This is a genomic window from Faecalicatena contorta, assembly GCF_021531895.1.
In the GTDB taxonomy this organism is placed as follows: domain Bacteria; phylum Bacillota; class Clostridia; order Lachnospirales; family Lachnospiraceae; genus JAFBIX01.
The window spans coordinates 69976-82300 of sequence record NZ_JAFBIX010000007.1; the positions used below are offsets into that span (position 1 = coordinate 69976).

General features: G+C 41.7%; 14 protein-coding genes. 11 read left to right on the plus strand and 3 right to left on the minus strand.

Annotated elements, in window-relative coordinates; genetic code table 11:
* Positions 1–183: 183 nt before the first annotated feature.
* The 5 genes from argS (at position 184) to JQM81_RS03730 (ending at position 6309) form a co-directional block, all read left to right on the plus strand.
* Complete coding sequence (gene argS / locus JQM81_RS03710; protein WP_235232194.1) at positions 184–1950, plus strand: arginine--tRNA ligase; 1767 nt, start codon at positions 184–186, stop codon at positions 1948–1950.
* Positions 1951–1953: 3 nt separating this feature from the next.
* Entirely contained in the window at positions 1954–3105 is a 1152-nt protein-coding gene (locus JQM81_RS03715; RefSeq protein ID WP_235232195.1) for an alanyl-tRNA editing protein, read from the plus strand.
* Between the two features lie 92 nt (positions 3106–3197).
* Complete coding sequence (locus tag JQM81_RS03720; RefSeq protein ID WP_235232196.1) at positions 3198–4463, plus strand: S1C family serine protease; 1266 nt, start codon at positions 3198–3200, stop codon at positions 4461–4463.
* 47 nt (positions 4464–4510) lie between these two features.
* Entirely contained in the window at positions 4511–5749 is a 1239-nt protein-coding gene (gene glyA / locus JQM81_RS03725) for a serine hydroxymethyltransferase (protein ID WP_235232197.1), read from the plus strand.
* Positions 5750–5886: 137 nt separating this feature from the next.
* Positions 5887–6309, plus strand: a complete 423-nt coding sequence (locus JQM81_RS03730; RefSeq protein ID WP_235232198.1) for a hypothetical protein — start codon at positions 5887–5889, stop codon at positions 6307–6309.
* Between the two features lie 90 nt (positions 6310–6399).
* Here JQM81_RS03730 and JQM81_RS03735 read toward each other — a convergent pair whose 3' ends face one another.
* From JQM81_RS03735 to JQM81_RS03745, 3 genes are read right to left on the minus strand one after another with little or no spacing between them, the layout of a single operon-like run.
* Positions 6400–7011 (minus strand): manganese catalase family protein, encoded by a 612-nt coding sequence (locus JQM81_RS03735; protein WP_235232199.1) that lies wholly within the window; start codon positions 7009–7011, stop codon positions 6400–6402.
* Positions 7012–7014: 3 nt separating this feature from the next.
* A complete protein-coding gene (locus JQM81_RS03740) occupies positions 7015–7284 on the minus strand; it encodes a spore coat protein CotJB (RefSeq protein WP_235232200.1) in 270 nt (89 codons plus the stop codon).
* Entirely contained in the window at positions 7281–7559 is a 279-nt protein-coding gene (locus JQM81_RS03745) for a spore coat associated protein CotJA (protein WP_235232201.1), read from the minus strand. The genes JQM81_RS03740 and JQM81_RS03745 overlap by 4 nt, the downstream gene beginning before the upstream one ends.
* 137 nt (positions 7560–7696) lie before the next feature.
* Here JQM81_RS03745 and JQM81_RS03750 point away from each other — a divergent pair, with 137 nt between their 5' ends.
* The 6 genes from JQM81_RS03750 to JQM81_RS03775 all read left to right on the plus strand — a co-directional run bounded on the left by JQM81_RS03750 (position 7697) and on the right by JQM81_RS03775 (position 12323).
* Positions 7697–8872, plus strand: a complete 1176-nt coding sequence (locus tag JQM81_RS03750) for an FtsW/RodA/SpoVE family cell cycle protein (protein WP_235232202.1) — start codon at positions 7697–7699, stop codon at positions 8870–8872.
* 120 nt (positions 8873–8992) lie between these two features.
* On the plus strand, positions 8993–9832 hold the full coding sequence (locus JQM81_RS03755) for a DegV family protein (protein ID WP_235232203.1): 840 nt from the start codon (positions 8993–8995) through the stop codon (positions 9830–9832).
* Positions 9833–9901: 69 nt separating this feature from the next.
* Entirely contained in the window at positions 9902–10159 is a 258-nt protein-coding gene (locus JQM81_RS03760) for a hypothetical protein (protein WP_235232204.1), read from the plus strand.
* A 210-nt stretch (positions 10160–10369) separates the two neighbouring features.
* On the plus strand, positions 10370–10810 hold the full coding sequence (gene mraZ / locus JQM81_RS03765; RefSeq protein ID WP_235232205.1) for a division/cell wall cluster transcriptional repressor MraZ: 441 nt from the start codon (positions 10370–10372) through the stop codon (positions 10808–10810).
* An 11-nt stretch (positions 10811–10821) separates the two neighbouring features.
* Complete coding sequence (rsmH, locus tag JQM81_RS03770; protein WP_235232206.1) at positions 10822–11757, plus strand: 16S rRNA (cytosine(1402)-N(4))-methyltransferase RsmH; 936 nt, start codon at positions 10822–10824, stop codon at positions 11755–11757.
* Positions 11758–11795: 38 nt separating this feature from the next.
* Positions 11796–12323, plus strand: coding sequence for a hypothetical protein (locus JQM81_RS03775; RefSeq protein WP_235232207.1), 528 nt, complete (start codon positions 11796–11798; stop codon positions 12321–12323).
* Positions 12324–12325 lie beyond the last annotated feature (2 nt).

Below are 12325 nucleotides of genomic sequence, written 5' to 3' on the forward strand. Positions count from 1 at the left end.
ATCCTCCTTTGAATAATAATAGTAATTGTTATTGTTATATTAACATATAATGGAATTTTTTGCAATAAGAGTTTGAATATTAGGTTGTTGCAAGGAAAGCCTTGTGTTAGAATAACTAAGTAAATGCATTAGTTATGTAATTTTAGAATGAGAATCAGATAGATAAGACTAGGAGGATATCATATGAAGAAAATGATGGATCTAATTGCCGAAGAGCTTGCCGAAGCATTTGAAAAAGCGGGGTATGACAAATCTTATGCCAAGGTTACGTTGTCAAATCGTCCGGATCTGTGTGAGTATCAGTGCAATGGTGCGATGGCAGGTGCGAAGACATATCGTAAGGCACCAATAATGATCGCTAATGATGTTGTGGACAATCTAAAAGAAAGCAAATATCTGGAAGAAGTAAATGCTGTGAATCCAGGATTTATTAATATGAAGCTGAATAAGAAATTTGTGGCGGATTATCTGAATCAGATGAAGAGCGAGGAATCTCTTGGATTGGAGAAGACAGAGAATCCGCGTATGATCGTGGTAGACTATGGTGGACCAAACGTTGCAAAACCTCTTCATGTTGGACATCTTCGTTCTGCAATTATTGGAGAAAGTGTGAAGCGTATTGCCAGAAAGATGGGACATAAGGTCCTGGGAGATATTCATCTGGGTGACTGGGGATATCAGATGGGGCTGATCATTACGGAATTAAAGAGGCGCCAGCCGGAGCTTCCTTATTTTGATGAAGATTTTGAGGGAAATTATCCGAAAGAAGCACCTTTTACTATTGGTGAGCTGGAAGAGATCTATCCAACTGCAAGTGCGAAAGCTAAAGAAGATGAGGCCTACCGGGAAGAGGCGTTGCACGCAACATATCTGTTGCAGAATGGGCATAAAGGATATACGGCAATCTGGAATCATATTATGCAGGTATCTGTATCAGATCTTAAGAAGAATTATGCGAATCTGAATGTGGAATTTGATCTGTGGAAAGGGGAATCTGATGCACAGGCATATATTCCGGATATGATAGAAAGACTGAAAGAAGAAGGATTTGCCCATGTGGATGAAGGTGCCCTCGTCATTGACGTGCAGGAAGAGACAGATACGAAGGAGATTCCTCCATGCATGATTCAGAAATCTGATGGAGCATCTCTTTATGGAACAACAGATCTGGCAACACTGGTGCAGCGTGTACAGGATTATCATCCGGATCAGGTGATTTATATTGCTGATAAGCGTCAGGAATTGCATTTCCTTCAGGTGTTCCGTGCGGCTAAAAAGACTGGAATTGTTCCAGAAAAGACAGATCTTCAGTTCCTGGGATTTGGTACTATGAATGGAAAAGACGGTAAGCCATTTAAAACCAGAGAAGGCGGTGTAATGCGTCTGGAGAATCTGATCGCCGAGATTACAGAAGAGATGTATAAGAAGATTACGGATAACCGTACGGTAGAAGAAGCAGAAGCGCAGGCAACGGCAAAGGTCGTAGGAATGTCTGCAATTAAGTATGGGGATCTGTCCAACCAGGCATCAAAGGATTATGTGTTTGATGTTGACCGCTTTACTTCCTTTGAGGGCAATACCGGACCGTATATCTTATATACGATCGTACGTATTAAATCAATCTTGAATAAATATCAGGCAGAAGGAAAGGCACTGGACGGTCTGCAGATAGAAGCAGCACATAATGACAGTGAGAAGGCACTGATGCTGGAGGCATTAAAATATAATGAAGTGATAGAGAATGCTTTTGAAGAGATGGCTCCTCACAAGATTTGTGCATTTATTTATGACCTTGCCAATGCATTTAACCGTTTCTACCATGAGACAAAGATTCTTGCAGAAGAAAATGAATCGGTACAGAAGAGTTATGTTGCGTTGCTCGTACTTACGAAGCAGGTTCTGGAGTCTTGTATTGATGTGCTTGGATTTGAAGCACCGGAGAGGATGTAAGATATGACGGAGAAGTTATTCTACCAGGATAGTCACAGGAAAGAATTTCAGGCGAAAGTTCTTGCCTGTGAGAATAATGGGGAGCAATATCGTGTGGCGTTAGATCAGACTGCTTTTTTCCCCGAAGGTGGTGGTCAGTACGCGGATACGGGATATCTGGAAGATGTAGAAGTAACGGACGTTCATGAAAAAGAAGGGATTATTTTTCATACGGTAAAGGCTCCTTTGGAAGTGGGAAAGATGATAACCGGGAGATTGAACTGGGAAGAACGATTTGAAAAGATGCAGCAGCATACAGGAGAGCATATTGTGTCTGGCCTGGTTCATCAAAGATTTGGATATGAAAATGTGGGATTTCATCTGGGAAGTGATTATTGTACCATGGATTTTAATGGTCCGATTTCCAGAACAGAATTGAAAGAAATTGAACAGGAAGCAAACCGCGCAGTATTTCAAAATCTGGATATTCAGGTGACATATCCTTCCAAAGAGGAGTTAAAGAATCTGGAATACCGAAGCAAGATTGAGATTGAAGGTCAAGTCCGAATTGTAACAGTTCCAGGATATGATGTGTGTGCCTGCTGTGCACCCCATGTTGATAAAACTGGTGAGATCGGTATCATCAAGCTAGTTAATATGGCCAATTACAAAGGCGGAGAGCGTATTACGATGCTCTGTGGTTCCCGTGCTCTTAGGGATTATGAGATTAAGGACGAGAATACTAAGGCTATCTCTGCTTTGCTTTGCGCCAAAGAATACGAGGTGGCTGATGTAGTTTCGCATCTGAAAGAAGAACAGGCCAGCCTGAAAGGACGGGTGGCATCACTTCAGCAGAAATTGTTAACTTATCAGGCACAGAAGATTCCGGTTGATTCCGAACTTGTAATGGTGTTTGATTCCGGACTATCCGGCAATGCGCCAAGAGAATTGATGAATCTTCTTCTTGACCGGAGCGCAAAAATATGTGCTGTTTTTGCCGGGACGGATTCAGATGGATACCGCTATGTGATTGGCAGCCGGTCAGAAGATGTCCGCCCGATCAGCAAAAGACTGAATTGTGCGTTTGGCGGCAGAGGCGGCGGTAAGCCGGAGATGGTCCAAGGCTCTTTGATGGGAACAGAAGTACGGATCAGGGAAGAACTTTCCAGGATTTAATCATTTTGTCACGATTCCATCACAGTTTAAACACAATTTGGCGTTAGACTACTTACATAAAGAAAAAGGAAGATATGAAAGGAGTCTTATATATGGAAAACCAATATACTTATTATAAACCAGAGCAGGATCCGCAGAATCAGTCAAATATGGGTGGTGGAGATATGAGTCGACAAGGACAACATCATAAAAACGGAGCCTCAAAACTAATCAAAACAATCTGTCTGGGGTTGGTGTTTGGTTTGGTTGCAAGTGCGGCCTTTCAGACCAGCAATATAGTGGCCGGGAAGATTCTTGGAAAGACTAATAATACGAAGCAGACGGAGACTGTGAGCAACACGAAGCTTACAACATCAAGCAGCAGTACGGTGAATTCAGACATTGCAAATATTGCTAAGAATACGATGCCTTCGGTCGTATCAATTACGAATATGAGTGTTCAGGAGGTGCAGAGTTTCTTCGGAGGAACACAGGAGCGGCAAAGCGAGAGTGTAGGTTCCGGTATTATTATCGGGCAGAATGATTCTGAATTATTAATCGTAACGAATAATCATGTAGTAGAAGGCAACGATACACTGACCGTTTCATTTATTGATGAAGCAAGCGTAGAAGCGAATGTAAAAGGAACAGATCCTAATAAGGATCTGGCAGTTGTCGCCGTTGACCTGAGTAAAGTGGAAGAAAGTACGCTGGATCAGATTGCAGTAGCAACCATGGGAGATTCTTCACAGATTCAGGTCGGAGAGACTGCAATAGCAATTGGAAATGCACTGGGATATGGACAGTCTGTGACGACTGGAATTATATCTGCTACTGGTCGAGAGTTAGACGGTATTGATGTGAAACTGATCCAGACAGATGCGGCAATTAACCCAGGTAACAGCGGTGGCGCTCTGCTGAATTCCAAGGGTGAAGTGATAGGTATTAATACTGCGAAGGTAGCAACAGATTCTGTAGAAGGAATGGGATATGCAATCCCTATCTCTGAAGCACAAGAGACGATTGAAAATCTGATGAACCAGGAGACAAAGACGAAAGTTGACGAAAAAGACAGAGGCTATATAGGAATCCAGGGTGTTGATGTAACAGAAGATACTTCTAAGATGTATAATATGCCGACTGGTGTGTATGTTTCAGAAGTTAGTTCGGGCGGTGGTGCTGATAAAGCTGGTATTACAAAAGGATGTGTTATCACAGCGATTAATGGCACTTCAGTCAATGACATGGAAGCACTTCAGGAACAGCTGCAGTATTATGCGAAAGGTGAGACCGTGACATTGACTATCCAAGTCCCTGGCAATAACGGAGAGTATACTGAGAAGCAAGTAGAAGTTAAGCTTGGAAGTGCTGGAAAATAATGTTACAATAGAATCCTGGGGAAAATATGACACCTAGGAGGAAAAACATGTATTCATTTGACGAGATTAAAAATGTAGACAGTGAGGTTGCGGATGCAATCCAGGGCGAGATGAATAGACAGAATTCCCATATCGAACTGATTGCATCTGAAAACTGGGTAAGTAAAGCTGTTATGGCAGCTATGGGAAGCCCATTGACAAACAAATATGCAGAAGGATATCCGGGAAGACGATATTACGGTGGATGTCAGTGCATAGATATTGTGGAGAATCTGGCGAGAGACCGTGCAAAAGAGTTGTTTGGCTGTGAATACGCAAATGTGCAGCCGCATTCTGGTGCACAGGCGAATCTTGCAGTTTTCTTCGCAATGTTAGAACCGGGAGATAAAGTACTTGGTATGAATCTGGATCATGGCGGACATCTGACGCATGGTTCACCGGTAAATATTTCAGGAAAGTATTTTCAGATTGTATCTTATGGTGTAAATGACCAGGGTGTGATTGATTATGATGAAGTTAGAAAAATTGCATTGAGAGAAAGGCCAAGATTAATTATTGCCGGTGCAAGCGCTTATGCAAGAACCATAGATTTTAAGAAGTTCCGTGAGATTGCAGATGAAGCAGGTGCATATCTGATGGTGGATATGGCTCACATTGCCGGACTTGTGGCAGCAGGGCTACATCCGAGTCCGATACCGTATGCTGACGTGACAACAACGACAACGCATAAGACGCTTCGAGGCCCAAGGGGTGGAATGATTCTTTGTAATCAGGGGGCAGCAGAAAAATTTAACTTTAATAAAGCACTTTTTCCTGGAATCCAGGGAGGACCGCTTGAACATGTAATTGCCGCAAAGGCAGTCTGTCTGAAGGAAGCGCTTCAGCCAGAGTTCAAGGAATATCAACGGCAGATCCTTAAAAATGCAAAGGCTTTGAGTGAGGGATTAATGAAGCGGGGCGTAAAGATTGTATCCGGAGGAACAGATAACCATTTGATGCTGGTTGATCTGAGCGGGCTGGATGTGACTGGAAAAGAACTGGAAAAACGGCTTGATGATGCACATATTACCTGTAATAAGAATACGATACCAAATGATCCAAGATCACCATTTGTCACCAGTGGAGTCAGATTGGGGACTCCGGCTGTCACCTCTCGTGGTATGAATGAGGAAGATATGGATTTGATTGCAGAAGGAATTGCACTGGTGATTCAGAGTGAAACGAATGTTGAAAAAGTTAGGGGTATGGTGGAAGAATTAACAAAGAAATATCCATTATGCCAGTAAGTGGAATTTTGTAGATTTTAGAACAATTTTTTTGAAATTTCTTATGAAATGTAGTATAATAATTACGTATGTGAAACGTATGCTGTCAGACAGCATGGGATAGCAAGAATATTTACATTATGAGGAGGGACTTTTCGATGAAATGTCCAATATGTGGTCAGGAATTAAAACCGGGAAAAAAAGATCCGAATTATCTGTTATGCTATAATTGTAAAAAGAAATTTAAAGTTCCACAGAAAAAAGTGAAGACGGTAGAGAAGGAACAGGAACCAGGGCAGGAAGATCAGAAGTATTCAAATATACCGCCAAAGCATGTTCGCCAAAAACGCGAAGAAGAGATGCGCAAAGCTTACGATGAATTATTGGCTGTAGGCGATGGAAAGAGCAAGAAGAAAAAGAAAAAGCAGCCAGAACCGAAGAAAGAAGAATACTTTGACGATGATTTTGATGACGATTTTGACGATGATGACGATGAGAAAATGTCAAAAGCTCCGATTATCATTCTCGCAATTGCTATTGTAGTAGTGGCTGCATTGATAGTTTTCATGCTGTTAAGATAATTCTATTTTGCTATTATTTAAGGGTTAAGATTAAATATGATAATTAAGAAAATGACGTGGCAATCTGCCACGTCATTTTCTCGATAGTGTTTATTTGTTATTTGAACACACATCAAATTCCGGGTTGATAGCATAGAAGTTTTTACTGTCAAGGTGATCCTGTACGATGCGGAGACTTTCACCAAAACGCTGGTAGTGTACAATCTCGCGTTCTCTTAAAAAACGGATTGGATCGCAGATTTCAGGATCTTTGACAAGGCGGAGAATGTTATCGTATGTGGTGCGGGCTTTTTGCTCGGCGGCCATATCTTCATGCAGATCTGTGATAGGATCGCCTTTGGATTGGAAGTAAGTAGCAGTCCAAGGGGTTCCGCCTGCTGATTGAGGCCATAACGCTAGTGTGTGATCCACATAATATTTGTCGAATCCTGTTTTTTCGATTTCTTCCGGCGTTAGATTTCGTGTCAGTTGATGGACGATAGCGCAGATTATCTCCATATGGGCGAGTTCCTCGGTCCCGATATCAGTCAGGATTCCGGTGACTTCACGATAAGGCATCGTGTATCGCTGGGATAGATAGCGCATAGAAGCGGCGAGTTCGCCATCCGGGCCACCGAATTGCGATATGATGACTTGAGCAATCTGCGGATTAGTCTGAGAGATTTTCACTGGATATTGTAAACGTTTTTCATAGTTCCACATAGACTAACAGCCTCCTTCCTGCCATGGCCATGGCTCATTGATCCAGCACCAGTGTTCGGACGAAGTACTGGCAGTATCCAGGGTCAGTGGACCATAGTATTTCGCATATTCTTTTAAAGCCTGCACTCGTTGTTTCTTGAATTCGTCGAAGAATTCCATGGCTTCTCTGTTGCAGGGATGTGTATCTAGAAATAATTTTGTGTCATCCACGGCGAAGCTCACTACATTGATCCATTCTAATAATTCTCTGCGGCTTGGTCTGTTTTCACTCATCTGCAACATCCTCCTTTCCCGTGAAATGGTTTATCCAGTTCTTCGAAAATGGTTCCCCGATGAAATCCTTTTTGTACCTCATATAATGCCCGCCATTCCTGCCAAGGCACATATGCCATTGCAAGAGGCATGCCATTCAGTTCATCATTTTCAGATTTGTCTTCGCAGCAACTGGAACCAGAATTGACAGAATATACAGAAGAGGGTGACATTGTCTGGCGGCCATAGGTATTCCGTCGCATATGATCCGAGGTGTTATAGCGATAATTTGGCATACGTCATACTCCTTTTTAGAAACATTTGCAATAACATAGTATGGAGAATTCGGAAGATTGGTGCAGAGTTTCGCTTTTTCTAGGTTGTTTTTACAGGAATATCTGAGTATAATAGATACGATTGGAGTGTAAATGTAATGACAAAAAGACAAGAGACCAAAAAGAAAAAAACGAATACCGTTCAGTTTTTTGATTATAGTATGCTTGCTGTATTGATTTGTCTGGTTTGTTTTGGACTGGTCATGCTGTACAGTACCAGTGCATATAGTGCTCTGGTGAATTATGGAGACAGTATGCATTATTTTAAACGTCAGCTTATTTTTTGCGTGGCAGGTCTGATCGGAATGTATATTATTGCAAAGATTGATTACCATATCTACATAAAATGGGCAAAGAAGATATATTTCTTTTCTATATTTATGATGGCACTTGTACAGACACCTCTTGGAAAAGAGGTTAACGGTGCCAGACGATGGATCAAGCTTCCGTTTGATCAACAGCTGCAGCCTGCTGAAATTGCGAAAATTGCGGTGATTTTGTTTATCCCTGTTCTGATCTGCAATATGGGCAGAGAGATTAAGACTTGGAGGGGGATTATGAAAGTGCTTCTGTGGGGCGGCTTTGCATCTGCCTGTGTCTTATTTCTCACTGATAATCTGAGTACCGCAATCATTGTTATGGGGATTACCTGTATCATGATATTTGTTGTGCATCCGAAGACGAAGCCATTTCTTGCAATTGTGGGAATTGTGATGACAGCGGTTCTTGCAGGAGTTTTGATTCTACAACAACTGATGAATTCGGAGCTCGGGAAAAAGTTGTCGGAGAATTTCCGCCTTCGTCGTATTCTTGTGTGGCTGGAACCGGAAGAATATGCTTCCAAAGGTGGATATCAGGTTATGCAGGGACTCTATGCAATAGGTTCTGGAGGCTTTTTTGGAAAAGGACTTGGGAATAGTGCACAGAAGATGATTATCCCGGAAGTTCAAAATGATATGATTCTTTCTATTGTATGTGAGGAGCTGGGGGTATTCGGAGCAATTATGGTTTTGCTGCTGTTTGGACTGTTGCTGTATCGTTTGATGTTTATTGCCCAGAATGCGCCAGATATATATGGATCTTTAATTGTGACGGGAATATTTGCCCATGTTGCACTTCAGGTTATATTGAATGTATGTGTTGTGATTAATCTGATCCCGACAACTGGTATTACACTGCCATTTATTAGTTATGGAGGAACATCCAGTTTGTTTTTGATGGCAGAGATGGGAATTGCATTAGGGGTTTCACGAAAAATAAAATTCAATGAATAAAAGTCTTTTATTTCCTATATAAATGTGCTATTATTAATCAGGTAGTATTTAAAACTACATAGTACGGAAATGAAAGACATGCCAGAAAGATGTTTGTACCGGCATGCCGGGAGGAACGATATGAGTTATAAGATTATTGTTGATAGTTGTGGAGAATTGACGGATAAGATGAAAGCATCAGGGTGTTTTGAGACGGCTTCACTTCAGATTGATGTGAATGGACATCATATTGTGGATGATGAGACGTTTAATCAGGCCGAATTTTTAAAAATTGTTGCCGAATCGCCGGAATCTCCGAAGTCTTCCTGCCCATCGCCGGAGAGATATATGGAAGGATATTGTTGTGAGGCAGACCATGTATATGCAGTCACTTTATCAGCTGAATTGAGTGGCTCTTACAATAGTGCGGTATTAGGCAAGAATTTATATCAGGAAGAATACGGTGAGAAGGATATCTATGTGTTTAATTCACGCTCAGCATCTGTCGGCGAGACATTGATTGCTATGAAGATTGCAGAGTGTGAAGAGAAAGGAATGTCATTCTCAGAAGTTGTTGATACTGTAGAAGCGTATATTAATTCACAGCATACGTATTTTGTACTGGAGACATTGGATACGCTTAGAAAAAATGGAAGATTGACTGGAATAAAGGCAGTAATGGCTACGGCTTTAAACATTAAACCTGTTATGGGTTCAACGCCGGAGGGAACGATTCAGCAGCTTGGTCAGGCACGTGGCGTAAAAAAGGCATTGGCAAAGATGGGGGACGAGATTATCAAGGAATTGGAGAATTCCAGAGATAAGATTCTTGCAATTTCTCATTGTAATTGTCCGGCACGCGCAAAATATGTAAAAGAAATGCTGACAGCCAAAGCACAGTTCAAAGATGTAGTGATTTTGGATACTGCAGGAATCAGCAGTATGTACGCAGCTGATGGTGGAGTAATTGTAGTTGTATAATTTCCTGAATTGTGGTAGAATAACCTTTAGTTGGTACGTAAGTGTACTTAGAAAAAGGAGTCAGAAAGTATGAGCCAGGAAAAAGTAGACAGATATAAAAAAGAAAAAGCAAACCGCAAGAAAAACATGAAGAAAGAGAAGTTTCAGAACATCTTACGTAAATGTGCAGTAGCTCTTGTGGGAATTGTGCTGATAGGATGGATTGGATTTTCCGCATATAATACTTATGAATCGAAGCAGCCAAAGGAAGAAGCACAGATAGATTATTCTTCTTTGACGAATTTATATAATAATCTGGCTGAAGTCGAGGCAACATCCGCTGAATAATCAATAAATCAATAAAAAAAGAAGCAGAAAGGTCTGCTTCTTTTTTTATTGCCATTATGAGTATAAAGTGTAACCTTTTTGTGCAAAATCGTAAAAAGGTCTTGAAATCAATATAAAAGTGGTTTAAAATGAATGCAAGTGGTAGAAAGTGGTGAAAAGTGGAGCAAAGTGGTATGAATGTGGAGACCACTTGGAAGAAGGTGAGTTCTAATGTTGAAAGGGGAGTACAGTCATAATATTGATGCAAAAGGCCGATTAATCATTCCGGCAAAGTTCCGTGACGATCTAGGGGAGCATTTCGTCATAACAAAAGGAATGGAGAATTGCCTTTATGTCTACCCGGAAGACGAATGGACCACTTTTGAAGCAAAACTGAACGCCTTACCAACCACCACAGATAAAAAAGCCCGTGCGCTTGCATATTTCTTTCAGGGAAGTGCGACAGACGGGGACCTTGATAAGCAAGGTAGAACACTTATCCCTTCTGTTCTCAGAGAATTTGCTCACTTAGATAAGGAAGTAGTATTTATCGGTATGGGGAAGCGTGCCGAGATCTGGGACAAAGCAAGATGGGATGAAAAGAATGCTGAAGTGGAACTTAACATTGAAGATATTGCATCTGATATGGAAGCTAGCGGATTCAGTATCTAGAGGGAGAAGATATGGAATTCGAACACAAATCAGTACTGTTAAATGAAACAATTGATGGATTAAACATCAAGCCGGATGGCATCTATGTAGATGGCACGCTTGGTGGAGGTGGACATGCATATGAAGTGTGCAGACGCCTTGGTACAAAGGGGAGTATTGTAGGAATAGACCAGGACGCAGCAGCTATTGAGGCGGCGGGCGCCCGCTTAAAAGACTTCGGGGAGAAAGTTACAATAGTCCGGAGCAACTATTGTGATATGAAGTCACGGCTCCATGAATTGGGAATTGACAAGGTCGATGGGATCGTACTTGATCTGGGCGTATCATCTTATCAGTTAGATACGGCAGAACGAGGATTCTCCTATCGCGAAGATGCACCTCTGGATATGCGGATGGATACTCGTCAGAAGATGACGGCCAGAGACATCGTCAATGACTACAGTGAGATGGATCTTTACCGCGTAATCAGAGATTACGGGGAGGATAAGTTTGCGAAGAACATTGCAAAACATATCGTAGCAGAACGCGGTAAGAATCCCATCGAGACAACAGGCCAGCTGACAGAGATTATCAAAGCGGCCATTCCAATGAAGTATCAGAAGAAGTCTGGGCATCCGGCAAAAAGGACGTTCCAGGCTATCCGTATTGAACTGAACAGGGAGTTAGAAGTTCTTAGAGATTCATTGGATGATATGATTGAATTATTAAATCCAGGAGGAAGGTTATGTATTATAACGTTCCATTCACTGGAGGACAGGATTGTCAAGAGCGCATTTAAGAAAAATGAGAATCCATGTACCTGTCCACCAGATTTTCCCGTATGTGTATGCGGAAAAGTCTCAAAGGGGAGTATTGTTACTAGAAAGCCGATTTTGCCGAGTGAAGAGGAGATAGAATATAACAGCCGCTCTAAGAGCGCAAAGCTTAGAATCTTTGAACGGAAGTAAAATGGCTAAAAGAATATAGATAGAAAGGGGTGACGTACATGGCAGCAAGGCAGACTTATTCAAGAAACAGACAACAGTACAGTGGGATGTATGTGTATGGAAATACAGTGACCAAACCGGCAGCTGAACCAAGACGTCATGAAAAGTCACCCAAAATACCAAAAAAAAGGACAAGCAGCAGACAGGTCCGTAAAAATAGAAGACATGCTCTTCATATGAATTCAGCATATGTGATTTTTCTGGCAGTTGCTGCTGTTATGGCATTAATTGTGTGTGTAAATTATGTTCAATTACAGTCACGCATTACCAGTCGCTCTAAAAATATTACAGCAATGCAGGAAGAACTGGCAGAACTGAGGGAAGAGAATAACACCAAATATAATGCGGTTATGGACTCTGTGAACCTAGAGGAAATCCGAGATAAGGCTCAGAATGAGTTAGGAATGGTGTATGCTTCGCCGGAACAGATTGTGGAATATGATAATCCGGCTACGGATTATGTAAAACAGTATGAAGATATTCCGGAAGACGGAGTGCTTGCTCAGTCAGACAAAGATTCGAGATAGGT